Source organism: Cognatilysobacter tabacisoli, from assembly GCF_003586305.1.
Classification (GTDB): domain Bacteria; phylum Pseudomonadota; class Gammaproteobacteria; order Xanthomonadales; family Xanthomonadaceae; genus Cognatilysobacter_A; species Cognatilysobacter_A tabacisoli.
Genome location: NZ_KZ987400.1, coordinates 358,103 through 384,652 on the forward strand (window position 1 = coordinate 358,103; position 26,550 = coordinate 384,652).

Annotated in this window: 25 protein-coding genes; 12 read left to right on the top strand and 13 right to left on the bottom strand. The window is 74.0% G+C overall.

Annotated features, from left to right (window positions below; all coding sequences use genetic code 11):
• The first annotated feature begins 50 nt into the window (after positions 1-50).
• The 7 genes from D3A60_RS01555 (at position 51) to D3A60_RS01585 (ending at position 6,066) form a co-directional block, all read left to right on the top strand.
• Complete coding sequence (locus D3A60_RS01555) at positions 51-356, top strand: ApeI family dehydratase (RefSeq protein ID WP_119716956.1); 306 nt, start codon at positions 51-53, stop codon at positions 354-356.
• Positions 353-1,324, top strand: a complete 972-nt coding sequence (locus D3A60_RS01560) for an LpxL/LpxP family acyltransferase (protein WP_119717492.1) — start codon at positions 353-355, stop codon at positions 1,322-1,324. Before D3A60_RS01555 ends, D3A60_RS01560 begins: the two co-directional genes overlap by 4 nt.
• Positions 1,251-1,922: a LolA-related protein gene (locus D3A60_RS01565; protein ID WP_119716957.1), complete on the top strand. Its 672-nt coding sequence runs from the start codon at positions 1,251-1,253 to the stop codon at positions 1,920-1,922. The genes D3A60_RS01560 and D3A60_RS01565 overlap by 74 nt, the downstream gene beginning before the upstream one ends.
• Entirely contained in the window at positions 1,915-4,311 is a 2,397-nt protein-coding gene (locus D3A60_RS01570; protein WP_119716958.1) for an MMPL family transporter, read from the top strand. Before D3A60_RS01565 ends, D3A60_RS01570 begins: the two co-directional genes overlap by 8 nt.
• Positions 4,298-4,780 carry a hotdog family protein gene (locus D3A60_RS01575; protein WP_119716959.1) on the top strand — a complete coding sequence of 161 codons (483 nt, stop codon included), beginning with the start codon at positions 4,298-4,300 and terminating at the stop codon, positions 4,778-4,780. The genes D3A60_RS01570 and D3A60_RS01575 overlap by 14 nt, the downstream gene beginning before the upstream one ends.
• Entirely contained in the window at positions 4,777-5,514 is a 738-nt protein-coding gene (gene fabG, locus D3A60_RS01580; RefSeq protein ID WP_119716960.1) for a 3-oxoacyl-ACP reductase FabG, read from the top strand. The genes D3A60_RS01575 and fabG overlap by 4 nt, the downstream gene beginning before the upstream one ends.
• 84 nt (positions 5,515-5,598) lie before the next feature.
• Positions 5,599-6,066 carry a DUF4156 domain-containing protein gene (locus tag D3A60_RS01585; protein ID WP_119716961.1) on the top strand — a complete coding sequence of 156 codons (468 nt, stop codon included), beginning with the start codon at positions 5,599-5,601 and terminating at the stop codon, positions 6,064-6,066.
• A gap of 18 nt (positions 6,067-6,084) precedes the next feature.
• Here D3A60_RS01585 and D3A60_RS01590 read toward each other — a convergent pair whose 3' ends face one another.
• Genes D3A60_RS01590 through D3A60_RS01605 form a run of 4 tightly spaced genes read right to left on the bottom strand, consistent with a single transcriptional unit; the run spans position 6,085 to position 10,586 of the window.
• Complete coding sequence (locus D3A60_RS01590; protein ID WP_119716962.1) at positions 6,085-7,749, bottom strand: NAD(P)/FAD-dependent oxidoreductase; 1,665 nt, start codon at positions 7,747-7,749, stop codon at positions 6,085-6,087.
• Positions 7,746-8,570: a glycosyltransferase family 2 protein gene (locus tag D3A60_RS01595; protein WP_119716963.1), complete on the bottom strand. Its 825-nt coding sequence runs from the start codon at positions 8,568-8,570 to the stop codon at positions 7,746-7,748. Before D3A60_RS01595 ends, D3A60_RS01590 begins: the two co-directional genes overlap by 4 nt.
• On the bottom strand, positions 8,563-9,381 hold the full coding sequence (locus tag D3A60_RS01600) for a beta-ketoacyl synthase chain length factor (protein ID WP_119716964.1): 819 nt from the start codon (positions 9,379-9,381) through the stop codon (positions 8,563-8,565). The genes D3A60_RS01595 and D3A60_RS01600 overlap by 8 nt, the downstream gene beginning before the upstream one ends.
• Positions 9,378-10,586 carry a beta-ketoacyl-[acyl-carrier-protein] synthase family protein gene (locus D3A60_RS01605; protein ID WP_119717493.1) on the bottom strand — a complete coding sequence of 403 codons (1,209 nt, stop codon included), beginning with the start codon at positions 10,584-10,586 and terminating at the stop codon, positions 9,378-9,380. The genes D3A60_RS01600 and D3A60_RS01605 overlap by 4 nt, the downstream gene beginning before the upstream one ends.
• A 156-nt stretch (positions 10,587-10,742) precedes the next feature.
• On the opposite strand from D3A60_RS01605, the gene D3A60_RS01610 reads away from it, so the two are divergent.
• Positions 10,743-11,426, top strand: coding sequence for a YdcF family protein (locus tag D3A60_RS01610; protein ID WP_119716965.1), 684 nt, complete (start codon positions 10,743-10,745; stop codon positions 11,424-11,426).
• A 24-nt stretch (positions 11,427-11,450) separates the two neighbouring features.
• Here D3A60_RS01610 and D3A60_RS01615 read toward each other — a convergent pair whose 3' ends face one another.
• Positions 11,451-13,721, bottom strand: coding sequence for a S9 family peptidase (locus D3A60_RS01615; RefSeq protein WP_119717494.1), 2,271 nt, complete (start codon positions 13,719-13,721; stop codon positions 11,451-11,453).
• A 252-nt stretch (positions 13,722-13,973) separates the two neighbouring features.
• On the opposite strand from D3A60_RS01615, the gene D3A60_RS01620 reads away from it, so the two are divergent.
• The gene (locus tag D3A60_RS01620; protein ID WP_119716966.1) at positions 13,974-14,585 is read left to right on the top strand and encodes a biliverdin-producing heme oxygenase; all 612 of its coding nucleotides are present in this window, start codon (positions 13,974-13,976) and stop codon (positions 14,583-14,585) included.
• A complete protein-coding gene (locus D3A60_RS01625; protein ID WP_119716967.1) occupies positions 14,582-16,312 on the top strand; it encodes a GAF domain-containing protein in 1,731 nt (576 codons plus the stop codon). Before D3A60_RS01620 ends, D3A60_RS01625 begins: the two co-directional genes overlap by 4 nt.
• Positions 16,313-16,324: 12 nt before the next feature.
• On the opposite strand, the gene D3A60_RS01630 is transcribed toward D3A60_RS01625, so the two are convergent.
• A complete protein-coding gene (locus D3A60_RS01630) occupies positions 16,325-17,029 on the bottom strand; it encodes a glutathione binding-like protein (protein WP_119716968.1) in 705 nt (234 codons plus the stop codon).
• A gap of 205 nt (positions 17,030-17,234) precedes the next feature.
• Between D3A60_RS01630 and D3A60_RS01635 the strand changes: the two genes are divergently transcribed.
• Positions 17,235-17,831, top strand: coding sequence for a TIGR00645 family protein (locus D3A60_RS01635; RefSeq protein ID WP_119716969.1), 597 nt, complete (start codon positions 17,235-17,237; stop codon positions 17,829-17,831).
• 18 nt (positions 17,832-17,849) lie between these two features.
• Here D3A60_RS01635 and D3A60_RS01640 read toward each other — a convergent pair whose 3' ends face one another.
• Positions 17,850-18,818 carry a hypothetical protein gene (locus tag D3A60_RS01640; RefSeq protein ID WP_157981369.1) on the bottom strand — a complete coding sequence of 323 codons (969 nt, stop codon included), beginning with the start codon at positions 18,816-18,818 and terminating at the stop codon, positions 17,850-17,852.
• A 75-nt stretch (positions 18,819-18,893) separates the two neighbouring features.
• On the opposite strand from D3A60_RS01640, the gene uvrD reads away from it, so the two are divergent.
• Positions 18,894-21,086 (top strand): DNA helicase II, encoded by a 2,193-nt coding sequence (gene uvrD, locus D3A60_RS01645; RefSeq protein ID WP_119717495.1) that lies wholly within the window; start codon positions 18,894-18,896, stop codon positions 21,084-21,086.
• A gap of 96 nt (positions 21,087-21,182) precedes the next feature.
• Here the strand turns inward: uvrD and azu are convergent, their stop codons facing one another.
• The 6 genes from azu to D3A60_RS01675 all read right to left on the bottom strand — a co-directional run bounded on the left by azu (position 21,183) and on the right by D3A60_RS01675 (position 26,445).
• Positions 21,183-21,641 carry an azurin gene (gene azu, locus D3A60_RS01650; protein WP_119716971.1) on the bottom strand — a complete coding sequence of 153 codons (459 nt, stop codon included), beginning with the start codon at positions 21,639-21,641 and terminating at the stop codon, positions 21,183-21,185.
• A gap of 99 nt (positions 21,642-21,740) precedes the next feature.
• Positions 21,741-22,337: an SCO family protein gene (locus tag D3A60_RS01655; protein WP_196778608.1), complete on the bottom strand. Its 597-nt coding sequence runs from the start codon at positions 22,335-22,337 to the stop codon at positions 21,741-21,743.
• The gene (locus D3A60_RS01660) at positions 22,334-23,110 is read right to left on the bottom strand and encodes a formylglycine-generating enzyme family protein (RefSeq protein ID WP_231120357.1); all 777 of its coding nucleotides are present in this window, start codon (positions 23,108-23,110) and stop codon (positions 22,334-22,336) included. The genes D3A60_RS01655 and D3A60_RS01660 overlap by 4 nt, the downstream gene beginning before the upstream one ends.
• Positions 23,111-23,113: 3 nt before the next feature.
• Positions 23,114-24,640, bottom strand: coding sequence for a copper-containing nitrite reductase (gene nirK / locus D3A60_RS01665; protein ID WP_119716972.1), 1,527 nt, complete (start codon positions 24,638-24,640; stop codon positions 23,114-23,116).
• Between the two features lie 157 nt (positions 24,641-24,797).
• Positions 24,798-25,202, bottom strand: a complete 405-nt coding sequence (locus D3A60_RS01670) for a SirB2 family protein (RefSeq protein ID WP_119716973.1) — start codon at positions 25,200-25,202, stop codon at positions 24,798-24,800.
• Between the two features lie 10 nt (positions 25,203-25,212).
• A complete protein-coding gene (locus D3A60_RS01675; protein ID WP_119716974.1) occupies positions 25,213-26,445 on the bottom strand; it encodes an NnrS family protein in 1,233 nt (410 codons plus the stop codon).
• Between the last annotated feature and the right edge of the window lie 105 nt (positions 26,446-26,550).

A 26,550-nucleotide genomic window follows, 5' to 3' on the forward strand; every position in this document is an offset into this window, starting at 1 on the left:
GGCCGCTGCCGTATCCTGTGCGTCCCATCGCCGCCGCGCCGCACGCCCGCATGCCGTTCACGATCCCGCCCGACCACGCGTGCCTGCCCGGCCACTTCCCGGGCCGGCCGCTGGTGCCCGGCGTGGTCGTGCTGGAGCGGGTGGTCGACGCGATCGAGGCGGTGCACGGCCCGCTGCCGGCGCCGCTGCGGCTGCCGCAGGTGAAGTTCCTGCAGCCGCTGCTGCCGGGCGAGGTGGCCGACGTCGCGATCGAGGTGCTCGACGGAGCTGCACCGCGCTGGCGGTTCCGGGTGCTGCGCGGCGACACCGTGCTGGCCAGTGGCGAACTGGCGTGCGCGTCGACGGCCGCACCGTGAACTCGCACTGGAAGCAGCGCCCCGAGGGCGGCGGGCGCTTCGCCATCGGCCTGATCCGCGCGATCGCCTGCCGCGGCGGCCGCGCGATCGCGCGCGCGCTGCTGCTGCCAATCACCGCGTACTTCCTGCTGGTGCGCGGGCCGGAGCGCCGCGCATCGCGCGCGTACCTGGCGCGCGTGCTCGGCCGCCGCGCCGGCGTGCTCGACGTCGCCCGCCACATCCACGCGTTCGCCTCGACGATCCTCGACCGCGTGTTCCTGCTCAGCGGCCAGCTCGAGCGCTTCGCGATCAAAACCGAGGGGCTCGACGTGCTGCACGAGCAGCTCGACCGCGGCCGCGGCGTGCTGGTGTTCGGCTCGCACCTGGGCAGCTTCGACGCGCTGCGCGTGCTCGCGCGCGAGCGCCCCGACGTGCAGGTGCGCATCGTCCTCGACAAGTCGCACAACCCGGCGATCACCGAGCTGCTCGACGCGCTCGACCCGAAGCTGGCCGCGACGGTGATCGACGCCGGCCAGGACGGCCCGTCGATCGTGCTGGCGATCAAGCAGGCGGCCGACGACGGCGCGCTGGTAGCGCTGCTGGTCGACCGCGCACGCCCCGGCGAGCCCGCGTTGCCGGCGCCGTTCCTCGGCAGCCCGGCGCCGTTTCCGGTGGCGCCGTGGCTGATCGCCGCGACGCTGAAGCTGCCGGTGGTGCTCGCGTTTGGGCTGTACCGCGGCGCCAACCGCTACGACCTGCGCTTCGAGCTGTTCAGCCCCGGGATCGAGATCGCCCGGCATAACCGTGCGCAGGCGCTGGACGAACTGGTCCAGGCCTACGCCCAGCGGCTGCAGCACCACGCGCGCAGCGCGCCGTTCAACTGGTTCAACTTCTTCGATTTCTGGCAGGCCGACGATGCGAACGATCCGACACGCGACGCTGCTCGCGGCGCTGTGCCTCTCGCCCGCCGCGATCGCCGCGCCGCCTGAGCCCGCGGCGCCGGCCGAGCCCGGCTGGGTGCTGGCTCAGCTGGCGCGCCCGGCGCCGACCCGCACCGGCTTCGTCGAGGTGCGCGGCTCGGCGCTGCTGCGCACGCCGCTGCGGATCGAGGGTGAGTACCGCCGCCCCGACGGCGACACGCTGGTGCGCGTGGTCAACGCGCCGTACGCCGAGACCACGACGATCCGCGCCGGCGAGGCCGAGATCGCGCGCGTCGGCAAGTCGCCGCGGCGCTTCCCGCTGTCGCGCGCGCCCGAGCTGGCCGGCCTGCAGGCGAGCTTCGGCGCGCTGCTGGCCGGCGACCGCGCCGCACTCGAGCGCCACTACCGCGTCGCCGCCGACGGCACGCGTGCGCAGTGGACGCTGACGCTGACCCCCACCGACGCGGCGCTCGCGGCCAAGGTCGCGTCGATCGTGCTGCGCGGGCGCGCCGACGAGCTGCGCTGCATCGAGACCACCGCAGTCGCGCGCGGGCGCAAGCCGGCCGAGGTCCAGCGCACGCTGCTCGCCGGCGCGGCGCGCGACGCCCGCGGCGTGACCGACGCGCCGGCGCTGGCCGCGCTGTGCCGCGGCGTCGCGCGTGGCTGACGGCGGGACCGGTCCCGCGGCCGGCGAGCATGCGTCGCGCGGCTGGAGCGCGCGCACGCGCCTGCTGCTCGCCTTCGCGTGGCTGGCGGCGCTGCTGGTCGCCGGCGTGCTGCTCGGCCAGCGGCTCGCGCTCAGCGGCGACCTGCGCAGCTTCATGCCGGCCGCGCGTACGCCGGCGCAGAAGCTGCTGATCGACGAACTCGGCGAAGGCCCGGGCTCGCGCCTGCTGCTGGCGGCGATCGACGGCGACGACGCCGAGCGCGTCGCCGCCGTGTCGGCCGAGCTGCGCGCTCGGCTCGCGGCGCGGCCGGTCCTCAGCTTCGTCGCCAACGGCGGCGACGACGGGCTCGACGCGTTTCCCGAGCGCCTGCGCCCGTACCGCTACCTGCTGACGCCGTCGTTCGACGCCGCGCCGCTCGACCGCGCCGCGCTCGACGACGCGCTCGCCGCGCGCGTGCAGGACCTCGGTTCGCCCGCGGCCGCGATGGTCGAGCCGTTGCTGCCGTCGGACCCGACCCTGGAAACGCTGGTGCTGGCCGAGCGCTGGCAGCCGGCCAACGCGCCGCAGCGCCAGCACGGCGTGTGGTTCGACCGCGCCGGCCGCCGCGCGCTGCTGATGATCGAGACGCGCGCGGCCGGCTTCGACCCGACCGGCCAGCAGGCGGCGATCGATGCGATCCACGCCGACTTCGCCGCCGCGCGCGGCGACGCCGCGGCGACGCTCGTGCTCAGCGGGCCCGGCGCGTTCTCGGTCGAGATCGGCGGCCGCACCGCGCGCGAGGCGCGCTGGATCGGCACGATAGACGGCTTCATCTTCGCGCTGCTGCTGTGGATCGCGTACCGCAGCTGGAAGGCGCCGCTGCTCGGCGCGCTGCCGCTGGCGACCGCCGGCATCGCCGGGCTCGGCGCGGTCGCGCTGGCGTTCGACGGCGTGCACGGCATCACCGTCGCGTTCGGCTTCACCCTGATCGGCGTCGCGCAGGACTACCCGATCCACCTGTTCTCGCACCAGCGCGCCGGGCTGTCGCCGTGGGCCAGCGCGCGCGGGCTGTGGCCTACGCTCGGCACCGGCGTGGCGTCGACGTGCATCGCGTACCTGACGTTCCTGGTGTCCGGCGTCGACGGGCTGCAGCAGCTGGCGGTGTTCACCATCGTCGGGCTGGCGACCGCCGCGCTGGGGACGCGCTTCGTGCTGCCGGCGCTGATCGACCCGGCGCCGCGCGACGCGGCCGACTCGCCGCGCATCGCACGCGCGTGGGCGCTGCTGGCGCGGCTGCCGCGACTGCGCGCGCCGGCGCTGCTGGCGGTCGCCGCAGTCGCCATCGCGATCACCGCGCTCGCGCCCGGCGCGTTCTGGCAGAACGACCTCGGCAAGCTGACGCCGGTGCCGGCCGACGCGCTCGCGCGCGACGCCGAGCTGCGCGCGGCGCTCGGCGCGCCGGACGTGCGCTACCTCGTCGCGCTCGACGCACCCGACGCGGAGCGCGCGCTGCAGGCGCTGGAGCGGTTCGAACCGGCACTGCAGCGCCTGCAGCGCAACGGCGATCTCGCCGGCTACGAGTCGGCGGCGCGCGTGCTGCCGAGCGTCGCCACCCAGCGCGCGCGCCAGGCCGCGCTGCCCGACGCGGCGGCGCTGCAGGCGATGCTCGACGCTGCGGTCGCGGAGAGCCCATTCGTTGCCGATGCGTTCGCGCCCTTCCTTACCGACGTCGACGCCGCGCGCCGCGCGCCGCCGCTGCGCCCGGCCGACCTCGCCGGCACGCCGCTGGCGACCGCGCTCGCCGGGCAGCTGGTGCAGCGCGACGACGGCAGCGCGGTCGCGCTGGTGTCGCTGACCGGCATCGCCGACGTCGCCGCGGTCGATGCCGCCGCGCGCGCGGCCGGCGCGCAGCTGCTCGACCTCAAGCAGGCCTCCGAATCTCTGGTCGCTGACTACCGGCAGCGCGTGCTGTGGGCGCTGGCGCTGGCCGCGGTGCTGCTCGCGGCGACGGTGTGGATCGCGCTGCGCGCGCCGCGCCGGGTGCTGCGCGTGCTCGCGCCGATGGCGTTGACGACCGTGCTGATCCTGGCCGTGCTGCGCGGCGCCGGGGTCGAGCTGACCCTGTTCCACCTGGTCGCGCTGATCCTCGCCGCCGGGCTCGGGCTCGACTACGCGCTGTTCTTCGACCACGCCGGCGACAGCCGCGACGAGCAGCGCCGCACGCTGCACGCGGTGATCGTCTGCAGCCTGACGACGCTGGCGGTGTTCTCGCTGCTGGCGGCGTCGAGCATCCCGGTGCTGCGCGCGATCGGGCTGACCGTCGCGCTCGGCGTGCTGTTCAACTTCATGCTGGCGCTGCTGGTGACGCGCGTGCCGGCCGCGCCCGAGGCGTCCGATGCCGTCCGCTGATCCGTTGACCCGCGATGAGATCGCCGCGCTGGTGCCGCACGCCGGCGGCATGTGCCTGTGGGACGAAGTCGTCGACTGGGACGCGCAGCGCATCGCCCTGCGCGCGTGGCGCCACCGCGACGCCGACCAACCACTGCGCGAACGCGGGCGCCTGCACGCGGTGCACCTGTGCGAGTACGGCGCGCAGGCGATGGCCGTGCACGGCGGCGTGATCGCGCGTGCGCACGGCGGCCGCGCGCGGCCCGGCCTACTGGTCGCGCTGCGCGGCGTCGAACTGCACGTCGCCCGCATCGACGACCTGCCCGGCGCGCTCGAGTGCGAGGCCGAGGTGCTGGTCGCCGGCGGCGACGGCTGGCAGTACCGTTTCACCATCCGCCACGACGGCACGCTGCTGGCCGAGGGCCGCGCCGCGGTCGTGCTGCAGCCGGCGTCGTCCATCGACACCGCCCCTCCGGAATCGAACGCATGACTTCACCCTCCACCGCGCGTCGCGCCCTCGTCACCGGCGGCAGCGGCGATCTCGGAGGCGCGATCTGCGCGCGCCTGGCCGCGGCCGGCTTCGACGTGATCGTGCACGCCAACGGCAACCTCGCCCGCGCGCAGGCGGTCGTCGATGCGATCGGCGCCGCCGGCGGCCGCGCCGAGGCGGTCGCGTTCGACGTCGCCGATGGCGACGCGACGCGCGCCGCGATCGATGTGCTGCTGCAGCGCGGCCCGGTCCAGGTCGTCGTCAACAACGCCGGGGTCCACGACGACGCGCCGATGGCCGGCATGAGCGACGCGCAGTGGAAGCGCGTCGTCGACGTGTCGCTGCACGGGTTCTTCCACGTGACCCAGCCGCTGCTGCTGCCGATGGCGCGCACGCGCTGGGGGCGCGTGGTGAGCGTGTCGAGCGTCGCCGCGGTCACCGGCAACCGCGGCCAGACCAACTACGCCGCGGCCAAGGCCGGCCTGCACGGCGCGACGATGTCGCTGGCGCGCGAGATGGCCACGCGCGGCATCACCGCGAACGTCGTCGCGCCCGGCGTCATCGCCGGGCGCATGGCCGCCGATGCGTTCCCGCCGGAGATGATCCGGCAGGTCGTGCCCGCCGGGCGCGCCGGCACGCCGGAGGAGGTCGCGGCGGTGGTCGCGTTCCTGTGCAGCGACGACGCCGCCTACGTGAACGGCCAGGTGATCGGCGTCAACGGCGGCATGGCCTGAACGGTTGAGGCGCCGCCGCGGCGGTCACGCGGCGTTGGGTCGATGGGCGCGTATGCTCGCGCCGTCCGCCCGGAGATCCGACCGATGAACGCACCTGCCTCCCTGCTGAAGCTCACGACGGTCGCCGCTGCGGCGCTGCTGCTCGCCGCGTGCGCGACGTCGCACCTCGTCACCGGCCGGGTGCGCCCGCCGATCGATCCGGCGCAGGTCCGCGTGTACTACACGCCGCCGGTGGGCTTCGAGGAGATCGCGCGGCTCGACACCGCCAGCGGTCCGTTCACCTACGGCGAGCAGAACAAGATGAACTCGGTGCTGGCGAAGATGCGCAAGGAGGCGGCCAAGCTCGGCGCCAACGGCGTGCTGCTGGTCGGCACCGACGACGGCTACGGCGGCGGCGGGGTCAACGTCGGCGGCGGCTACGGCCGCGGCGGCGGACGCAGCTTCAGCAGCGTCGGGGTCGGCGTCGACATCAGCCCGCGGCAGAAGTACGCGCACGGGCTGGCGATCCACGTGCCCAATCCGCCGCCGCCGGCACCCGCACCGGGCAACTGAGAGCGGTCGACGCGGCGCTCAGGCCGCCGCGCGCGCCGCGGCGTTGTCGCCCTCGAGCGCGTACCAGGCCGGCGGCAGCAGCGCCGGCGTGATCGACACGCCGGCGGTCAGCGCCGCCAGGCCTTCGTCGTCGAGGCCCGGGTGCACCCGCCGCGCGCGGTCCAGCGCTTCGGCGGCGAGCCGGCGCATCGTCTCGACGTTGGCGCGGATCCGCGCTTCGAACGCGGCGTCGTCCAGCGTGTCGTTGAGCGCGCGGTTCATCTCGAGGAACCAGTCGAGCTTGAACTGGTCGAGCAGGCGGCCGTCGGGCTGGGTCGCGGCGCCGTTGCGCTCGCCCCACGCGCGCAGCAGCCGCTGCATCGCCAGGTTCAGTTCGCGGCCGGCAGTGAACGCGTCGCGCAGCCGGCCGAGCATGGGCAGGTCGGTCAGCCGTCCGGCGAAGAACAGCGGCGACAGCAGCGACCAGTAGAAGGTGTAGTCCCAGATCACCTTGACCGGCAGCACCTGCGCGTCGCCGAACAGCGGGTACTGGGCCTCGTACAGCGTCAGGGTGTTCTCGTAGAACGACTGGTACAGCTGCTCGTACATCGGCGCGTACGGCGCGAACGCGCGCCCCGCGCGGTCGCGGCCGATCAGGTCGACGATGTAGGTGTTGGCGATCGCGATGAAGTCGGTGCCCGGCGAGTAGAACGGGTCGAGGAACACGCCGGCCTCGCCGGTCATCGCCCAGCGGCCGTCGCCTGAGAACACCTGCCGGCAGCCGTGCGAGTAGTGGCGCAGGAACGCGAAGTCCTGCAGCGCCGCGCCGCGCGCATCGAGCGCGCGGGCCACGGCCGGCTGGTGCGTGCGCAGCCACTCCATCGCGCGCTCGTGGGTGTTGATCGTCTGCAGCGGGTGCATCGCCGCGTCGCAGACGATGCCGAGCGAGTGCGCGCCCGACGCCAGCGGGATCAGCCAGAACCAGTAGCCCGGCCCGCACAGGTGGTTGGTCGAACGCCAGCGGTCGGGCGGGTCGCAGCGGCCGAGCCAGGCGGCGTCGTTCGACCACGCGTTCGGGTCGATGATGCCCTCGACCCGCCACCACGCCGCGTTGGCGTCGTGGGTGTTGGCCTGCGCGAGCCCGAGCTTGCGCTTGATCAGGCCGGCGCGGCCGGACGCGTCGACGACCCAGCGCGCGTGCAGCGTCTGCGCGCCGTCGGCCGACTCGATCCCGACCGCGTGCGGTGCGTCGCCGTCGGCCAGGTCCAGCGTGCGCACCACGGCGCCGTCGCGGAAGTCGACGCCGAGCTCTCGCGCGCGCTGGCCGAGGAAGTTCTCGAAGCGGCCGCGGTCGATCTGCCACGACGGCGTCGGCAGGATCCGGCTGACGCCCAGTTCAGTGCACGGCTCCAGCGCCGGCTGGCCGTCGCTGAAGAAGAAACGGAAGCCGAACTTGCGGATCTGCTCGGCGTCGAGGTGGTCGCGCAGGCCGAGTCCGTCGGCGAGGTAGCGCGCGCCGATCTCGACCGTCGACTCGCCGACCTTGAACGCGGCCTCGCGCACCGGGTGCGCGTTGCGCTCGACGACGACCACGTCGACGTCGCCGAGCTGCTGCTTGAGCTGGATCGCCAGGGTCAGGCCGGCGAGGCCGCCGCCGAGGACCACGACGTCGCGGGTGTCGGGCGTTGCGGCGGAGTGGCTCATGTCGGGTCGGTCTGCTGGGCCGGGACGCCGCGGGCGAACTCACCGCTCGGGTCGTCGATCAGCGGCGGGGTGCCGCGGGTGCGCAGGTACTCGCGCATGACGTCGCCGCGGGCCAGCACCTGGGCGACCACGTGCGAGGTGATGCGGTACAGGTCGTGCAGCGGGCGGAAGTGGCTCTTGCGGAACTCGCGCGGGCCGTCCGGGGCCTGGTAGCGCGACTCGATCGGCACCGACACCGCGCCATAGCCGAGCTCGCGCGCGGACGAGATCAGGATCTGCGCCTCGAACACGAAGTCCTCGCCCGGGACGTCGCCGAGCGCGCACACGGCGGCCGGGTAGTAGCGCTGGCCGCTCTGGGTGTCGGCGATGCGGTAGCCGCAGCCCCACGCGATGCCCCAGTCGCCGAACTCGTTGGCGATGCGGCGGTAGGTCGGCTGCGAGGCGCGCTTGCGCAGGCGCGCGCCGATCACGATGCAGCGCGGGTGGCGGCGCGCGGCGTCGAGCAGGCGTGGGAGGTCGCTGGCCGCGTGCTGGCCGTCGCCGTCCATCGTCAGCACGCCGGCGAACCCGCGCGCCAGCGCCTCGCGGAATCCGTCGCGCAGGCTCGCGCCCTTGCCCATGCGGCGCTCGTGGCGGATCACCGTGACCGGCAGGTCGGCGATGCAGTCGGCGGTGCCGTCGTCGGAGCCGTCGTCGATGACGATGACGTTCGGGCACTCGGCCAGCGCCTCGGTGACGACGCCGCGGATGCGCAGCGCCTCGTTGAGCGCCGGGATGACGACGGCGACGTTGGTGCGATCGGGAAGGCGACGGTCAGGCATGCGCGGCCACCTTGGCAGCGGCGCCGTGCACGATCTGCAAACGCAGCGCGCGCCCCGGGCCGGCGCGCAGCCGCGCCTCGCCGGCGCCGGTCGCGAGCGCGTCGAACAGCGGCAGCATCGACGCCATCGCATTGCCGCGGCCGTGGCGCAGCAGCGCGCCGTCGGCATCGCCGTCGCCGTCCTCGAACGCGAGGGTGATCGTCGGCGCGCCCGGCCGCGCGGCGCGCGACAGCACCAGCGCGCCGCCGAGCAGGCCGGTGCTGTCGGCGACGCTGGCCAGCCCGCCGACCGCCGCGGCGTCGTAGCCGACCAGCAGCACCGCATCGGCGCCCTCGTGCAGCTGCGCCATCGCCTCGACCAGGCCCTGGGCGAAGCTGCCGTCGAACGCGGCGATCGCGGTCGCGGCCTGCATGCAGCCGGTGCCGATCGTCCAGTAGCCGGCGGCGGCGTTGTGCACCGAATTGTGGAACTTGGTCGGCGACATCGCGCGCGCGTCGTCGGCGAGCGTGGTGCAGACGTAGTCGGTGATCGCGAAGTCGCCGTGCCCCGACGCGAACACCGACGGCAGCGTGGCCGGGTCGCGGCCGGCGGCGGCGCACGCGGCCTGCGCGACCTGCAGCGCGACGGCGACCGTCTCCGGCGCGCGCCGGCGCTCGTTGGCCGGCAGCAGTTCGGGCGACGGCCGCTGCGGCGCGCCGTCGACCAGCGCGCCGCCGTTGGCGAACGCGCACGCGTCGTCCCACGACGGCAGCCCGCGCGTCCAGAAGCCGATGCCCTCGACCGTCGCGGTCAGTGCGCTCGGCGCCGTCATGCGGACACCGTCGCCGCTGCGGCGTCGGCGCGGCCGAACAGCAGCGAGCAGTTGTTGCCGCCGAAGCCAAACGAGTTGTTCATCGCGTAGCGCGGCGCGCCGTGCGCATGCGCGAAGCGCACCTGCGGGCCGCACGCGACGTCGGGGTCGGCGCTGTTGAGGGTGCCGGGCATCAGTCCGTTCTCCAATGCCAGCAGCGCGACGACGGACTCGACGATGCCGGCCGCGCCGAGCGTGTGCCCGGTCCAGCCCTTGGTCGAGCTGGCGTGCAGCGTCGGCGGGAACAGCGCCGCGACGGCGCCGGCCTCGACGGTGTCGTTGGCCGGCGTCGCGGTGCCGTGCAGGTTGAGGTAGCCGACGTCCGCCGGCGCGACGCCGCCGCGCGCGAGCGCGGCGCGCATCGCCGCCTGCGCGCCGAGCCCCTGCGGGTGCGGCGCGGACATGTGGTGGGCGTCGCTGGATTCGCCATAGCCGCGCAGCTGCAGGCCGTCGCGCTCGTCGGGCGCGGCCCGCTCGAGCAGCGCGAAGCCGCCGGCCTCGCCGAGCGACAGGCCGTCGCGCGCGGCGTCGAACGGCCGGCACGGCGCGGTCGAGACCAATTGCAGCGAGTTGAAGCCGAACAGCACGCTGCCGCACAGCGTGTCGACGCCGCCGACCAGCGCGGCATCGGCCAGGCCGGCGTGGATCAGGCGCGCGGCCTGCGCGAACACCTTGGCGCTGGACGAGCACGCCGTCGCGACAGTCACGCACGGACCGCGCAGCCCGGTCGCCTCCTGCAGGAAGCCGCCGAGCGAATGCGGGTGGTGCACGCCGAGCCGCATCAGGTCCGGCGGGAAGCGGCCGTCGTCGAGCCTTGTGTACGCCTCTTCGGTGGCGCCGATGCTGGCGGTCGAGGTGCCGACGACCAGCGCGACGCGGTCGGCGCCGTGGCGCGCGACGGCGTCGGCGAGCGCCGCCGGCACGCCGTCCTGGTGCAGCGCGATCCACGCCAGCCGGTTGTTGCGGCACTCCCAGTGCGCGAGCGCGTCGGGGAGCGGTGTGTCCTCGACGCCGTCGACGCGGCCGATCCAGGTGTCGAGCGGGTCGCTGCCGAAATCGTTGCGGCGCAGCCCGCTGCGCGAGTCGGCCAGCGCGTGCGCCTGCGCGGCGGTGCCGCGGCCGAGCGCGGTGGTCGCGGTGTACGCGCGGATCGCCAGCGGCGGCATCGGGGCGGGAAGCGGGGCGGCGTGGGTCACGCAGAACTCCGGCAGGACAGGCAGCGAGTATAGCCAGCGCGTTTTCGATCACTCCTGTGTCGGTCCGCAACGCGTTCAGGTCGTCCCGCCCGGCCGTAGACTGGACGGGCTCCCCGGGGATGTTCGATGACCACCCGCACCGCCCACCGCCTGACGCTGTTCGGCGACCGCGACGTGCTGCATGCCAGCGGCGTCGCGCTGCTCGCGTGCGCGCTCAGCGGCGGGCTGCTGTACCTGGCCTACCTGGTGCACGTGTGGGCGATCGCGCGGCGCGCGCCGTGCGTGCCGGCGCGCGACGGCTGCGTGCTGGTGTTCGGCAAGCACGCGCCCGGCGGCCGCCTCGATGCCGACTTCGCGGTGCGGCTCGACCGCGCCGCGGCGCTGTGGCGCGAACGCTCGCCGTCGGCGCTGGTGCTGCTCGGCGGCGGCCCGCCCGGGGCGCCGAGCGAGGCCGAACTGGCGCGCCGCGGGCTGATCGAGCGAGGGCTTGCCGCCGACGCGCCGCTGCGGCTCGAGGCGGCCTCGCGCGACACCCTGCAGAACCTGCGCAACGCGCGCGCCCTGCTCGGCGACGACGCGCGCCGTCCGGTCGTGCTGCTCAGCAGCCGCTACCACCTGGCGCGCTGCGCGCTGTTCGCGCGCCAGCTCGGGTTCGACCCGGCGCTGTGCGCGGCCGAGCCGGCGCTGCGGCTGGACCCGCGCACGCTCGCGCGGCTCGCCGGCGAGGCCGGCTACGTGTGCCTGGTCGACCTCGGCACGCGCTGGGCGCGGCTGATCGGCCACCGGCGGATGCTGGCGCGCGTCAGCTGACGCGCGCCGCCGGCGTGCGTGCCGTCATCGGCCCGGCGTCAGGCAGCGCGCCAGGAACTGCTCGGTCACGCGGTAGCGGTGCAGCGCGTCGGCGCCGGACAGGCCGTGCTTGGCGCCGGGGTAGGTCATCAGCTCGAACGCGGTGCCGCGCTTCTGCAGCTCGCTCATCAGCTTGGTCGAATTGCTGAAGAGCACGTTGTCGTCGGCCATGCCGTGCACCAGCAGCAGCGCGCCGGGGCGGATGCCGTCGAGGTGGGTGAACACCGACGCCTCCCTGTAGCCGGCGACGTTGTCCTTCGGCAGGCCCATGTAGCGCTCGGTGTAGTGGGTGTCGTACAGCGCCCAGTCGGTGACCGGCGCGCCCGCGACCCCGCACCGGTAGGCGTCGGCCCCCTTGGCCAGCAGCATCAGGGTCATGTAGCCGCCGTTCGACCAGCCGTGCACGCCGATCCGCGCCGGGTCGACCCACGGCTGCTTGCGCAGCCACTCCACCCCCTTGAGCTGGTCCTCGACCTCGACCGTGCCCTGGCGGCCGTACAGCGCGCCGCCGAACGCCGCGCCGCGCCGCGGCGTGCCGCGGTTGTCGACGCTGAACACCACGTAGCCCTGCTGGGCCAGGTACTGGTTGAAGAAGTGGTCGCTGCGGCCGGGCCAGCTTTCGGTGACGGTCTGCGCGGCCGGTCCGCCGTAGACGTACACCACCACCGGGTAGCGCTTGGATGCGTCGAAGCCGGGCGGGGTGATCAGGCTGTAGTGCAGCGGCGTCCGGCCGTCGGCCGCGGTCAGCGTGCCGAACGTCGGCGTGCGGTGCGCGGCCCGGTACGGCGCATACGGATGCTTCGGATCGTCGAGCACGTTGTCGACCAGCGCCGCGACGCGGCTGCCGTCGTTGCGGTGCAGGGTGATCTGCGGCGGCGTGCCCGGCGTCGACCAGCTGTCGACGTAGACGCTGGCGTTGCGCGCGAACACGGCCTGGTGCTGGCCGGGCTCGGTGCTGAGCTTCTCGACCGCGCCCCCGGCCAGCGGCACGCGGTAGACGTGCTTCTGGGTCGGGCCGTCCTTGCTCGCGCTGAAGTAGGCGTAGCCGCCGGCCTCGTCGACCGCATGCAGCTCGTCGACGTCCCACGCGCCCGACGTCAGCGCCCGCGCCTTGCCGCTGGCGTCCACGAGGTACAGGTGCTCGTGGCCGCTGCGCTCGCTGCTCCACAGCAGGCGGTCGCCGGACAGGAAGCGCAGGCTGTCGTGCAGCGGCACCCAGGTCTTCGCGGTCTCGCGCAGCAGCCGGCGCTGGCGGCCGCTGGCCAGGTCGGTCTCGACCAGGTCGAGCACGTGCTGCAGCCGGTCCTGGCGCTGGAACGTCAGCCGGTTCGGATCGCGCCAGTCGACGCGCGCCAGGTAGATGTCGGTCTCGTCGCCGAGGTCGATCCAGCGCGGCGTCGCGTTGGCGGCCGGGGCGATCACGCCCAGCTGCACGCGCACGTTCGGGTCGCCGGCTGCGGGGTAGCGCTGCTCGATCACGTCGGTGCGGTCCGGGTAGACCTCGTAGCGCTTCTGCACCGGCACCGGCGATTCGTCGATGCGGGCGAACGCGATCGCCGAGTCGTCCGGCGCCCACCAGTAGCCGGTGTGCCGCGCCATCTCCTCGTCGGCGACGAACTCGGCGACGCCGTTGCCGATCGTCGCGCTGCCGTCGGACGTCAGCTGCAGCGGCGTGCCGCTGGCCAGGTCGATCACCCACAGGTTGCGGTCGCGCACGAAGCTGACGAAGCCGCCGCGCGGCGACAGCTTCGGGTCGGTGGCGAAGCCTTCGCCGTTGGTGAGCTTGCGCACCGCGTCCTGGCCGGACTTGCCCAGGTCGTACAGGTACAGCTCGCCGCCGAGCGGGAACAGCAGGCGCTGGCCGTCCGGCGCCCACTGGTAGTCGACGATGCCGCTGAGCGCGGCGATGCGCTGGCGCTCGCGCCGCGCCTTCTCGGCGTCGCTGAGGGTCTCTTCGCCCGGCAGCACCACCGCCGAATCGACCAGCAGCGCGGCGCGGCCGCTGGCGACGTCGTACGCCCACAGGTCGAGCCGGTTGCGGTTGCCGTCCTTGCCGCGCAGGAAGCCCACGCGCGTGCCGTCCGGGGAGATCTTCGGCTTGGTCAGCGTCGGGCCCGACAGCGCAGCGGCGCCGGTGATGGCCTCGAGGGTCAGCGTGCGCGCGCGGGTCTGCGCGGATTCGGCGGCGTCTGCGTTCACGAATGTCGAGAGGGCGAAAAGGGCGGCGAGGGCGGTGGCGGTGCGGGTCGAATGCATCGGCGTCGCGCGAAGCGGGAAGAGCCCGGAGTGTACCGGAGCGCGCCGCGCCGACCGGCCGCGATGCCCGCCGCGCGGGGCTTTCACGTGCGCGCGCCGGTGGGCGACGAGCGCGGCAGCCCGCGTCACGCCGCTGATGACGCGCGCGGCGCGGATCGCCAAATCGACGCGGGCGCAACGCCGATCTGACTCGTTCATTCAAATGAATGGCGGTCAGGAACGTGACGATCACGCTCGGGTAAGGTCCTCGCCGTGAACGATTCAACCTTCCATTCGACGCGCATCGCGACGCCCGACCCGACGCCCGATGCGGGCCGCGGTGCGCGCCGCCGGTATCTGCGCGAGGCCACCGCCGCCGCGCACGCGCAGGTCGACGCGCTCGCCGCGCCGGCGCTGCACAGCACCGACGGCTACGCCGCCTACCTGCGCGGCATGCACCGCTTCCTGCGACACGGCGAGCACGCGCTGCGCGACGACCAGAGCGGTCCCGACGTACGCGCGCGCCGGCAGTGGATCGAGTTCGACCTGGCGACGCTCGGCGTGGCCCCGCTGGCGGCCGACGAGCCGCCGGCGCCGCTGCACGGCGATGCCGATCGCCTCGGCTGGGCGTACGTGATCGCCGGCGCGTCGCTCGGCGCCAAGGTGATCGCGCGCGCCGTCGCGGAGCTCGGCTTCGACCGGCACCGCGGCGCGCGCTTCCTGGCCGGGCACGCCGACGGCGACGCCTGGCCGAGCGTTCTGCACCGGCTGGAGGACACCCCGCTGACCGACGACGAGCTGCTGCGCATGGGCGAGGCCGCGCGCGCGGCGTTCGCCGCCGCGGCCGACGCGCTGCGCCACGGGCGCGAGGAGGCATTCGCATGACGACCACCGCACGCCCCAGCGCGAACGACTGCGCGCGCGATCCGATCCACCTGTGCGGCGCGATCCAGCCGCACGGTTACCTCGTCAGCTGCGAGCTGCCGTCGTGGACCGTACGCCACGTGTCGACCAACATCGCCGAGCTGTTCGAAGTCGAGCCCGAGGCGCTGGTCGGGCAGAGCCTGCGCGACCACGTCGGCGACGAGGTGCTCGATGCGCTCGGCGAGGCGGCCGCGCTCAGCGAGCCGGGCCAGCCCGCGCACCGCGCCGGCGGCGGCAACTTCGGCGCGCTCGGCCGCCTGTGCGACCTGACCGTGCACGTCGCCGACGGGCTGGTGCACATCGAGATCGAGCCGCAGCCGTACGGCCAGCCGGAGCGCATGCCGAGCGCCGTCGCGCAGGCGATGATCGCGCGCCTGTCGAGCGCCAGCGACGACGCCGAGTTCCACCACCGCGTCGCCGAACAGGTGCGCCAGCTGACCGGCTACGACCGGGTCATGGTGTACCGCTTCCGCGCCGACGATTCGGGCGAGGTCATCGCCGAGTCGTGCCCGGCCGACATGGAGCCGTTCCTCGGCCTGCGCTACCCGGCGTCGGACATCCCGCCGCAGGCGCGCTGGCTGTACCTGCGCAACCGCCTGCGGGTGATCCCGGACGCGAACTACCACCCGGTGTCGGTGCTGCCCGCCCTGCGCCGCGAAGGCCTGCCGCTGGACCTGAGCCAGCACGTGCTGCGCAGCGTCGCGCCGGTGCACCTGGAGTACCTGCACAACATGGGCGTGGCCGCGTCGATGTCGATCTCGATCGTCAGCGGCGACCGGCTGTGGGGACTGATCGCGTGCCACCACCGCGCGCCGCGGCGCGTGCCGCCGGGCATCCGCGCGGCGGCCGAGCTGTTCGGCCTGTTCGTGTCGATGCGCGTGGCCGCGCGCGAGCAGGACGCGATGGTCTCGCGCTACCTGCACGCGCAGCACGTGCGCGAGGCGATCAGCGACCAGCTCGCCCGCGCCGGCGACGCGCACTCGGCGCTGGTCGCGACGCTGCCGCAGCTGCGCAGCACGCTGGAAAGCGACGGCGCCGCGCTGCTCGTGGGCGGCGAGCGCCACGAGGACGGGCGCGTGCCGTCGGCCACGGACTGGCTGTCGCTGCGCCGCTGGCTGCAGCAGCACGCCGCCGAGCCGGTCGCGATGACCGACGTCGCCGAGGACTGGCGGACCCCGAACGACGACCCTGACGGGCTGGCCGGCGTGATGGCGATCCACCTCGGCGGCGGCGACCGGCTGCTGCTGTTCCGCCGCGAGCAGATCGAAGACGTGCGCTGGGCCGGCGACCCGGACAAGGCGATGGTGCCGACCGACGACGGCCAGCGGATCGCGCCGCGCAAGAGCTTCGCGACGTGGGTGCAGACCGTGCGCGGCCGCGCCGAGCCGTGGAGCGAGGCCGACCGCAGGGGCGCCGCGCGGCTGCACGCGCTGCTGCGCGAGCAGCGCTGGCGGGCGGCGGCGCATGCGCGCCAGCGCGATCACGAACTCGACGCGATCGACCAGCACAGCCGCCGCCACGCGGTGCGCGACCACCAGCACCGGCTCGACGGCATCGCCAGCCTGCTCGACGGGCTGGTGCACCTGGACGGCGACGCCACGCGCGAGCTCGGCAGCCGGATTGCGCGGCTCGAGCAGGACATCCGCGACCTGATGCAGGGCCGCGACCGCTCCGTCGGCGCCGGCTGAGCGCCGACGGACTCAGCGCGGCGCGACGGCGGCCGCGCCGAACAGCAGCCTCTTCTCTTCGTCGCTGAGGGCCTTGCCGGCGTCGGGATTGACCTGCTTCGTGAGTGCGTATGCGCGCTGCGTCGCCGGCCGCGCGGCGATCGCCGCGTGCCATCGCTGCACGTTCGGGTGCGCGCTCAGGTCCAGCGGCGCCTTCGCGTACGGGTTGATCCACGGGTAGCACGCCATGTCGGCGATCGTGTAGTCGTCGCCGGCGATGAACGCGCGGCCGTCGAGCCGGCGCTCGAGCACGCCGAGCAGGCGCTGCGCTTCCCGGGTGTAGCGCTCGATCGCGTACGGCACCGGCTCCGGCGCGTAGACGCTGAAGTGGCCGTACTGCCCGGTCATCGGGCCGAGCCCGGCCATCTGCCAGAACAGCCACTCCATCACCGTCGTGCGCCCGCGCACGTCGGCCGGCAGGAAGCGGCCGGTCTTCTCGGCGAGGTACTGCAGGATCGCGCCGGATTCGAACACGCTGATCGGCGCGCCGCCGTCGGCCGGCGCGGTGTCGACGATCGCCGGCATGCGGTTGTTCGGGCCGATCGCCAGGTACTCGGGGCGGAACTGCTCGCCGGCCCCGATGTTGACCGGCTTGATCGTGTACGCGATGCCGGCCTCCTCGAGGAACAGCGTGACCTTGTGGCCGTTCGGCGTGGGCCAGTAGTGCAGCTCGATCATCGCGGCGTCGTCCAGGCGGGGGAGCCCGGAGTGTAGGCACGCCGGCGTGACCGGCACGACCGCGCGGGGGGCACGCAGCGTTGCATCCGCCCGCGTTGCAGCAGGCCGCGGTGCGGGCCGCGCGGCGCGGTCGGGTCGTCGCGCTTGGCAGCACCGGCGGCCGCCGCTACGCTCCGCGCGGCTTTCCACCCCACTGGACCTGCGCATGTCACCGAACCCGCCCCGCCTCGGCCCGATGCCGTACCTGATCTTCTCGTCGCGCTGGCTGCAGCTGCCGCTGTACCTGGGCCTGATCGCCGCGCAGGGCGTGTACGTGTTCCTGTTCCTGAAGGAGCTGCTGCACCTGATCCAGGACGCCGGCACGCTCAGCGAGCAGGGGATCATGCTGATCGTGCTCGGCCTGATCGACGTGGTGATGATCTCCAACCTGCTGGTGATGGTGATCGTCGGCGGCTACGAGACGTTCGTGTCGCGGCTGGGGCTGCAGGGCCACCCGGACCAGCCCGAGTGGCTCAGCCACGTCAACGCCAGCGTGCTGAAGGTCAAGCTGGCGATGGCGATCATCGGCATCTCGTCGATCCACCTGCTGAAGACGTTCATCGAGGCCGGCCAGCTCGGCCTGCCGCTGTGCACCGCGGCGCTGGAGACCGCCGGCGCGCTGTGCACCAAGGCCACCGCGACCGGCGTGATGTGGCAGACGATCATCCACTGCGTGTTCATCCTGTCGGCGATCGGCATCGCCTACACCGACCGGCTGATGGGCCAGACCGCACGCCCGCACCGCGCCGACGGCGCGCACTGACGGCCGCGGCGCGCGCGGCTAGCGCGGGCCCATGATCGCGCGGCGCAGCGCCGCCGCGTCGGCGTCGCCCGACAGCCGCAGCCGGCCCGCCTCGCTGCGCAGCCCGAGCGCCGCGTAGGCCGCGTCCAGCGACGGGAACGCGCGCGCCTCGGCATGGCGCCGGTACAGCGGCTCGAACACGGCTTCGGCGGACGGATCGCGTTGCCGCCGCACGCCGTCCAGCGCCCGCACGAACGCCAGTGGATCGCCCCACGCCGCGCCGGCCAGGCAGCACGCGGCGTGGTCGGCGAGCACCGCATCGAGCGTCGCGCCGTGCGCGCGCAGCGCGAGGTCCGCCTCGAGCCAGTACGCCGCGCCGGCCCAGTACACGCGCATCGTCGCGCCCGGCGCATCGCCGGCCTCGCGCAGTGCGGTGCCGGCGGTAGTCGCGCGGCGGCCGCGCGCGAAGCCGGCGTCGAGCGCGCGCCACGCCTCGCCTTCGTCGATGCGCCCGGCGCGGGCGCGGGCGACGGTCTGGTAGTAGCTCGCCAGCCCCTCGGCCAGCCAGCGGCCGTCCTCGCCGAGGTACGGGTGGACGAGGTGGGCCAGCTCGTGGGTCGCGGTCCAGTGCGCGTGCAGCGCGGCCGGCGTGGCGTCGCGGCGCACGTACAGCAGCACCGCGACGGCCGGGTCCTGCCGCGACGTCTGGCCCCACGGCACCGGGCTGCGGTCGCCGCTGTCGACCTGCTCGATGCGGATCCGCGAGCGCGCGAGCGGCCAGCGGCCGAAGGTCGCCTCGACGTCGCCGGCGACCGCAGCGATCCACGCGTGCAGCGCCGCGGCGCGCGCCGCGCCGGCGCCGACGACCTCGACCTCGACCCGCGCCGCGTCGAACGCCAGCGTCCGCACCGAGCGCGGCGCGCCGGCCGCGTCGTCGGCCCGCGCGCCGCCGCCGAGCGCCAGCAGCACGGCGACGACCGCGGCCACGCGTACGCCGCGCGCGTTCATGTGCGCGGCCGCGCGATCGCGCCGACCCCGCGCGGGACGATCGGCCCCGCGCACCCCGCCCCGTACAATGCCCGCATGGATGTCTCCCACCTGCTCGACGCGCTGAACCCGGCGCAGCGCGAGGCCGTCAGCGCGCCGGCCGGCCACTACCTCGTGCTCGCCGGCGCCGGTTCCGGCAAGACCCGCGTGCTGACCCACCGCATCGCGTGGCTCAACGAAGTCTACGGCGTGCCGACCCACGGCATCCTCGCGGTCACGTTCACCAACAAGGCCGCCGGCGAGATGCGCCACCGCGTCGACGCGCAGCTGCGCCACGGCGCGCGCGGCATGTGGATCGGCACGTTCCACGGCCTCGCCCACCGCCTGCTGCGGCTGCACTGGCAGGACGCGAAGCTGCCGGAAGGCTTCCAGGTGCTCGACAGCGACGACCAGCTGCGGCTGGTCAAGCGGGTCGTGCAGGCGCTCGAGCTCGACGAGGCGCGCTTCCCGCCGCGGCAGATCGCGTGGTGGATCAACGCGCAGAAGGACGAGGGACGTCGGCCGGAACACATCCAGGGCGGCCAGGACGAGTGGGCCGACGTGATGCGCAAGGCGTACGCGGCCTACCAGGAGCGCTGCGAGCGCGCCGGGCTGGTCGACTTCGCCGAGCTGCTGCTGCGCGCGCACGAGCTGCTGCGCGACAGCCCGGCGCTGCTGGCGCACTACCGCCACCGCTTCCGCGAGATCCTCGTCGACGAGTTCCAGGACACCAACGCGATCCAGTACGCGTTCGTGCGCGTGCTCGCCGGCGACACCGGCCACGTGTTCGTGGTCGGCGACGACGACCAGGCGATCTACGGCTGGCGCGGCGCCAAGGTCGAGAACGTGCAGAAGTTCCTCAAGGACTTCGGCGGCGCCGACGGCGACGGTGCGCGCACGATCCGGCTCGAGCAGAACTACCGCTCCAGCGCCAACATCCTCAACGCCGCCAACGCGGTCATCGCGCACAACCCGGCGCGGCTGGGCAAGAAGCTGTGGACCGACACCGGCGACGGCGAGACGATCGACCTGTACGCCGCGTACAACGAGATGGACGAGGCGCGCTTCGTCGTCGAGCGGATCCGCCAGTGGGTGCGCGACGGCGGCAGCCACGGCGACGTCGCGATCCTGTACCGCAGCAACGCGCAGTCGCGCGCGTTCGAAGAGGCGCTGCTGGCCGAGCAGCTGCCGTACCGCGTGTACGGCGGCCTGCGCTTCTTCGAGCGCGCCGAGGTCAAGGACACGCTCGCGTACCTGCGGCTGATCGCCAACCGCAGCGACGACGCGGCGTTCGAGCGCGCGGTCAACACGCCGCCCCGCGGCATCGGCGAGCGCACGCTCGACGAGGTGCGCCGCCGCGCCCGCGCCGACGGCGCGCCGCTGTGGGTCGCCGCGCGCTGGCTGGCCGCCGAGCCGGTGCTGGCCGCACGCGCGCGCAACGCGCTGGCCGGCTTCGGCAAGCTGATCGACGACCTCGAGGCCGAGGCCGCGTCGATGACCCTGCCGGAGAAGATCGACCACGTGCTGGTGCGCTCGGGCCTGCGCGAGCACTACTTCAACGAGTCGCGCGGCCAGCTCGACTCGCGCGTCGACAACCTCGACGAACTGGTCTCGGTGGCGTCGCGCTTCAGCCGCGGCGACGACGAGGACGACGCGGCGATGCCGGAGCTGATCGCGTTCCTGAGCTATGCCTCGCTCGAGGCCGGCGAAGGCCAGGCCCAGGCCGGCGAGGACGGCGTGCAGCTGATGACGCTGCACAGCGCCAAGGGGCTCGAGTTCCCGCTGGTGTTCCTCGGCGGGCTCGAGGAAGGGCTGTTCCCGAGCGCGCGTTCGACCGAGGAGTCCGGCCGGCTCGAGGAAGAGCGGCGGCTGGCGTACGTCGGCATCACCCGCGCGCGCGAGAAGCTGGTGCTCAGCTACGCCGAGTCGCGGCGGCTGCACGGGCAGGACATGTACGGGGTGCCGTCGCGGTTCCTGCGCGAGATCCCGCCGAACCTGCTGCACGAGGTGCGGCCGAAGGTGCAGGTGACGCGGCCGCTGTACGCGCCGTCGCCGCGCAGGGACTTCGGGCACGCCGCGATCGAGGCCTCGCCGGTCAAGCTCGGCGCGCAGGTCCGGCACGCCACGTTCGGCACCGGCACGGTGATGGACGTCGAGGGCGCGGGCGCGCACGCGCGGGTGCAGGTGAACTTCGACGACGTCGGCGCCAAGTGGCTGGTGCTCGCCTACGCGAACCTGCAGCCCGCATAGCGCGCGCGGCGCAGCGCTCGGCGCAGTCGAGGCGCATCCAGACGAAAACGGCGCGCGCCGTGCGGGCGCGCGCCGTGCCGGTGCAGCGGGCGGCGCCTACTTCGTGACGACCAGCGTGCCCTTCATGATCCCGGAGTGGCCCGGGAACGAGCAGAAGAACGTGTACGCGCCGCCGGCCTTGAGCTTGCTGCCGGCGAACGTGGCCTTGGTCGAGGCGCCGCCGCCGATCATCGGCGTGGCGGCGATGATGCGCGCGTCGCCCTTGGGCACGTAGCCGGCCGCGGCGCCGGCCTTGATCGCGGCGGCGCTGATCGCGGCGACGTCCGGGGTCGCGCTGACGACGACGTTGTGGCCCATCACGTTCGCGGCGAGCTTGCCGGCGTGGGCCAGCTGGATCGTGATCGTCTTGCACGATGCCGACACGGTCGCGGTCTTGAGGTCGTACTGCATGCGGTCGTCGCCCTTGAGCTTGATCGTGCAGTTCGGCGCGGCCTGCGCGGCGCCGGCCGCGGCGAACAGCGCGAGGGACAGCAGGGCGGTGCGGGGGAGCTTCATTGCGTCGTTCTCGTTGCGTTTGGGGAACCGGTGGCGGGCCGTGCCCGCGGACCACCTACATACGTCCGCCGGCGCGGGCCGGAGGCGAGGCGCGCGCGCTCAGGGCGAGGTGGCCTTGCGCACGGCGGCGACGAACTCCGGGTCGGGCTGGCTGCCCATGCGCTCGGTGCGCGCCAGCACGCGGCCGTCGGCGTCCAGCAGCACCAGCGCGCTGGTGTGGTTGAACTCGCCGTCGGCGAGCTGGCGGTAGCGGATGCCGAGCACGCCGGCGACCGCGCGCACGTCGCCGGCCGGCGGCGCGGCCAGCGTCCAGCGGCGGGTGTCGACCTTGCGCTCGAGCGCGACCTTCTTCAGCGCCGCGGCGTCGTCGCGCTTCGGGTCCATGCTGATCAGCACGACGCCGAGGCGCTGCCGCTGCGCCGGCGTCAGCTGGCGGTCGACCGCCTTGCCGGACTCGACGATCAGCGGGCAGATGTACTGGCACGAGGTGTAGAACATCGACACCAGCTGCGGCCGGCCGCGGCGCGCGCGCCAGTCGGCGCGGCGGCCGTCCTGGTCGGTCAGCGGCAGCGGCAGCTGGTAGACCGAATCGCCGGGCAGCGCGGTCGCGGGCGGCGCGGCCGGCGCGGTCGACGGCGCGAGCAGCGCGAGCGCAAGCAGCGCGAGGCAGGCGGGCAGGCGCAACGCGGGCGTCATGGGGCACTCCGGGCACATCGGAAACCGAGGTTGGCGGTGGCGTCGGCGCCGCCGAGCGACGACAGCATCGCCACGCGCATCAGCACCGCGTAGTTGTCGCGGTCGTCCATCGACAGCGCGCCGGCGCCGCAGAAGCGCTGGTTGTCGGCGTCGCCCTGGTTGCGGTTGTCGCCGTCGACCAGCAGCGCCGAGTAGTCCTCGGTCCACTCCCACACCAGCCCGTGCAGGTCCTGCACGCCGTAGGCGTTGGGCGTCTGCAGGCCGGCACGCGGCAGCGCGGTGTTCGACGGGCGCGAGTACCAGGACAGGATGCGCTCGCGCCACGCCGGATCGGCGCGCGCGTCGCGGCGGGTCTCGTCGGCGGCGGCCGCGTACTCCCACTCCGACCACGTCGGCAGGCGCGCGTCGATCGACTGGCAGTACGCATCGGCGGCGAACCAGCTGACCCAGGTCACCGGCTGGTCCGGCCGCGCGTTGGCGCCCAGCTGCGTCGCCGACGCCCAGTGCGACAGGTAGCGCGACTCGGCGAACACCGGGGCGACGCGGTCGCGGCGCCACTGCGGGTTGCGCTGCACGAACGCGAGGAACTGCGCGTTGGTGACCGGCGTGCGCATCAGCGCGAACGGCGCGATGCGCACGCCGTCCTTGGCGTCTTCGTAGTTCAGGGCCGAGCGGAACGTGCCGCCGGGCAGCCCGGCGTAGCGCGGCGGCGCGTCACCGGCGAGGCCGGCGAACGGCAGCAGCACCACGAGCAGGGCGGCCAGGCGGCGCACCGATCAGTGGCCCTGCGAGGCGTTGGCCGGCGCGGCCTTGCGCGCGGCGGCGGCGTCGGCCTCGGTCACGCGGCCACCCGGGTTGCCCCAGCTGTTGAGCACGTAGGTCGAGATGTTGGCGACCTCGTCGTCGGTCAGCTGCGTCATCGGCGGCATGATCGAGTTGTACTCCTTGCCGTTGACCGTCACCGGGCCCTGCAGGCCGTGCAGGATCACGCTGGCCAGCGCCTTCGGGTTGGCCTTGATGTAGTCGGAGTTCGCCAGCGGCGGGAACACGCCTTCCAGGCCCTTGCCGTCGGGCTGGTGGCAGGTCGAGCACGTGCCGGCGAACAGCGCCTCGCCCGCCTTGACCTGCTCCTGCAGCGTCAGCTCGCCGCTCTTGGCCGACGCGGCGGCGGTGGCGACGGCGGCCATGTTCGGCTGCGCGCGGTCGCCGAGGTAGACGTAGTCGACCTCCTTGCCCGAATAGATCGCCTTGTTCTCCTTGCCCGACGCCTGCAGGATCGCCAGCGCGCCCTTGTTGAACGCGCGGAAGATGCTGTGGTCGACCAGCACGTAGCTGCCCGGCACCTCGAGGTGGAAGTCCATCATCGCCGCGCCGCCGGCCGGGATCAGCGTGGTCTGCACGTTCTCCTGGAACTTGGTGCCGCCCTCGAACCAGACCTTGTCGAAGATCTCGCCGATCACGTGGAAGCTCGACACCAGGTTCGGCCCGCCGTTGCCGACGTAGAGGCGGACGTTCTCGCCGACCTTCGCGGTCAGCGCCTTGTCGCCGGTCAGCGCGCCCTCGGCGCCGTTGAACAGCACGTAGGTCGGCTGCTCGATGATCGCCTTCTCCATGTCGAACGGCTGGTGGCCCTTCTCGCGGTACTTGCCGGTCGTGTAGAAGTCGCCCTGCATCACGTAGTACTCCTTGTCGACCGGCGGCAGGCCCTGCGGCGGTTCGACCAGGATCAGCCCGTACATGCCGTTGGCCACGTGCATGCCGACCGGCGCGGTCGCGCAGTGGTAGACGTACAGGCCGGCGTTGAGCGCCTTGAACGTGAAGCGCGAGGAGTGGCCCGGCGCGGTGAAGCTCGACGCGGCGCCGCCACCGGGGCCGGTCACGCCATGCAGGTCGATGTTATGCGGCATCTTCGACTCGGGCATGTTGCGCAGGTGGAACTCCACCGTGTCGCCCTGGCGCACGCGGATGAAGCTGCCCGGCACCGTGCCGCCGAACGTCCAGAACGTGTACGTCACGCCCTCGGAAATCGGCAGGTCCTTCTCGATGACGTCGAGCTTGACGATGACCTTCGCCGGCGCGGTGCGGCCGGTCGCCGGCGGCACCATCGGCGGCTGGGTCAGCACCGCGTCGATCGGCGCGCCCTGCGGCGGGCCGAAGTCGCCCTTGGCCGAGCCGCCGGAGTCGGCATCGGCCGCGGCCGTGGCCGTCGTGTCCTTGCCCGCGGCATCGTCGTTGCCGCCGCAGGCGGCCAGCGCCAGCGCGGCCATCAGGCCGAGGGCGAGCGTTCGGATGGCACCTGTCATCGTGGAATCCCCTTGTCGCGTGGTGGTTCCGGCATGGGAGCCGGTCGGGGCCCAGCGTGCGCGCCCGGGGTCGCGGGCGAATTGATCGAGGTCAATCCACGGCCACTGCGTGCCGGACCCCGCGCTGCGCTTGACCTGGATCAGCCGCGCGCGGCGCTCAGCCCAGCCACGTCCACAGCCAGCCGAGCGGGTGGTGCGTGCGGGCGATCGTGAACATCGACGCGTAGGTCGCCAGCGCGAGCAGGTAGCACGCGGTCCGAACGCGCGGCGTGCGGCCGCGCTTGAGCGCGAACGTGCCGAGGCCGACGTAGCCCACCAGCAGGACGAGTTTCGCCGTGAGCCAGCCGTTGGCGAACAGCGCGCCGGGCAGGATTGTCAGCAGCATCATCGCTGCCGTCAGCAGCACCGTGTCGATCGCGTAGCTGGTGAAGCGCAGCGGCGCGGCCATGCCGAGCGCGGGGCGGCCGAACTGCACCAGCAGCCCGCGCAGCGCGAACAGCGCGCCGCTGAGCACCACCGCGGCGATGTGCACGGTCTTGATCTGGCCGTAGAACTCGATCATCGCGCGCCCCTCAGCCCGACTTGCCGTCGACGCGCGCGGCCAGGTACGTGCGGCCCAGCCCGGCGACCCACGGCGCCAGCGCGACCAGCCAGCCGAGCGCGGCGGCGACGTGCCACGGCAGCGGGTCGGCGGTGAACTCGGCGACCACGCGCATCGTCGCCACGACCTGGATCGCTGCGAACGCGAACCACGCCGTCGGCGTCATCCGCAGCGTGCGGCCCGAGTGGCCCTGGGTCACGCGGGTCACCATCGACACCAGCACGCTGCCGAAGAAGCCGATGAACAGCGCGTGCGCCGGCGCGCGGCCGAGGAAGAACACGCCGGTCATCACGTAGGCGACGCTCTGCGCCGCGTACAGCGCGAACGCCACCGGCAGCCACGCCAGCCCGATGAACAGCACCGCCAGCAGCGCCGGCTTCGGGCCGCGCGGCCACCAGCGCCAGCAGCACCACGCCGACAGCGCCAGCAGCGGCAGGTCGGCCGCCCACAGCCACGCGTACGCATGGACCAGCTCCAGCGCCAGGTGCGCCGCGCACAGCGCCAGCAGCGCGCCGAGCACCCACAGCGGCCGCCACGCCACGTAACCGCGCACGACGTTGCCGGCGAAGAACGGGAACATCCGGTGGGCGACGGTCAGGTAGACCGGCAGCAGCACGCCGAACGTGCCGAGCTTGATGCTGGTGAACGCCCACAGCGGCGATGCGCCCAGCACGAACGCCAGCCACGCCAGCACGCCGACCAGCCCGACGCACAGCGCGGCGAAGCACGCGCGCGCATGCCACGTCGTGCCGTGCTCGCGGCGCAGCAGCGGGCCGAGGTTGGCGAGCGCGGCGATCCAGCCGGCCAGCGTCATCAGCGGGCCGACCACCAGCCCCGCGTCCCAGCCGACCGCGCCGAGCAGCGTCGCGAGCTGGCCGCCGAACACGCCCAGCCCGACCGGCACGTAGCGCCAGCGTTCGAGCTCGGCCAGGCCCATCCAGCGCGGGAACACCGTCAGCAGGAAGCCGAACACGAAGCTCGGCAGGACCTGGTACTGCATCACGAACGCGTGCAGCCAGCCGGCCGCCTGCGACGGCTGCGGCGGCGCGAGTTCGGGCCAGCGCGCGCCGGCCAGCCACGCCGCCCACCACGCCATGGCCAGCAGCAGATTGGCGGCGCCGACGAAGAACAGCAGCCGATGCGGGGCGTCGGCGAGGCGGCGCGGCGAGAGCGCGGGGCGGGCGGAGGCGACGGTCGTGTCCATGCGTGCAGTGTCGGCCGGCGCGCGGCGCCCGACCTTGATCCAAATCAGCCGGCCCGGAAAAGAAAAAGGCCCCCGGCGCGCGCCGAGGGCCCAACCAAGCGGCGC

Coding starts and splice junctions, on each gene's coding strand:
- D3A60_RS01555 (WP_119716956.1), top strand. CDS start 51: ATGCCGTTCACGATCCCGCCCGACCACGCGTGCCTGCCCGGCCACTTC.
- D3A60_RS01565 (WP_119716957.1), top strand. CDS start 1,251: ATGCGAACGATCCGACACGCGACGCTGCTCGCGGCGCTGTGCCTCTCG.
- D3A60_RS01575 (WP_119716959.1), top strand. CDS start 4,298: ATGCCGTCCGCTGATCCGTTGACCCGCGATGAGATCGCCGCGCTGGTG.
- fabG (WP_119716960.1), top strand. CDS start 4,777: ATGACTTCACCCTCCACCGCGCGTCGCGCCCTCGTCACCGGCGGCAGC.
- D3A60_RS01585 (WP_119716961.1), top strand. CDS start 5,599: ATGAACGCACCTGCCTCCCTGCTGAAGCTCACGACGGTCGCCGCTGCG.
- D3A60_RS01590 (WP_119716962.1), bottom strand. CDS start 7,749: ATGAGCCACTCCGCCGCAACGCCCGACACCCGCGACGTCGTGGTCCTC.
- D3A60_RS01595 (WP_119716963.1), bottom strand. CDS start 8,570: ATGCCTGACCGTCGCCTTCCCGATCGCACCAACGTCGCCGTCGTCATC.
- D3A60_RS01600 (WP_119716964.1), bottom strand. CDS start 9,381: ATGACGGCGCCGAGCGCACTGACCGCGACGGTCGAGGGCATCGGCTTC.
- D3A60_RS01605 (WP_119717493.1), bottom strand. CDS start 10,586: ATGCCGCCGCTGGCGATCCGCGCGTACACCGCGACCACCGCGCTCGGC.
- D3A60_RS01610 (WP_119716965.1), top strand. CDS start 10,743: ATGACCACCCGCACCGCCCACCGCCTGACGCTGTTCGGCGACCGCGAC.
- D3A60_RS01615 (WP_119717494.1), bottom strand. CDS start 13,721: ATGCATTCGACCCGCACCGCCACCGCCCTCGCCGCCCTTTTCGCCCTC.
- D3A60_RS01625 (WP_119716967.1), top strand. CDS start 14,582: ATGACGACCACCGCACGCCCCAGCGCGAACGACTGCGCGCGCGATCCG.
- D3A60_RS01630 (WP_119716968.1), bottom strand. CDS start 17,029: ATGATCGAGCTGCACTACTGGCCCACGCCGAACGGCCACAAGGTCACG.
- D3A60_RS01635 (WP_119716969.1), top strand. CDS start 17,235: ATGTCACCGAACCCGCCCCGCCTCGGCCCGATGCCGTACCTGATCTTC.
- D3A60_RS01640 (WP_157981369.1), bottom strand. CDS start 18,818: ATGAACGCGCGCGGCGTACGCGTGGCCGCGGTCGTCGCCGTGCTGCTG.
- uvrD (WP_119717495.1), top strand. CDS start 18,894: ATGGATGTCTCCCACCTGCTCGACGCGCTGAACCCGGCGCAGCGCGAG.
- azu (WP_119716971.1), bottom strand. CDS start 21,641: ATGAAGCTCCCCCGCACCGCCCTGCTGTCCCTCGCGCTGTTCGCCGCG.
- D3A60_RS01655 (WP_196778608.1), bottom strand. CDS start 22,337: ATGACGCCCGCGTTGCGCCTGCCCGCCTGCCTCGCGCTGCTTGCGCTC.
- nirK (WP_119716972.1), bottom strand. CDS start 24,640: ATGACAGGTGCCATCCGAACGCTCGCCCTCGGCCTGATGGCCGCGCTG.
- D3A60_RS01670 (WP_119716973.1), bottom strand. CDS start 25,202: ATGATCGAGTTCTACGGCCAGATCAAGACCGTGCACATCGCCGCGGTG.
- D3A60_RS01675 (WP_119716974.1), bottom strand. CDS start 26,445: ATGGACACGACCGTCGCCTCCGCCCGCCCCGCGCTCTCGCCGCGCCGC.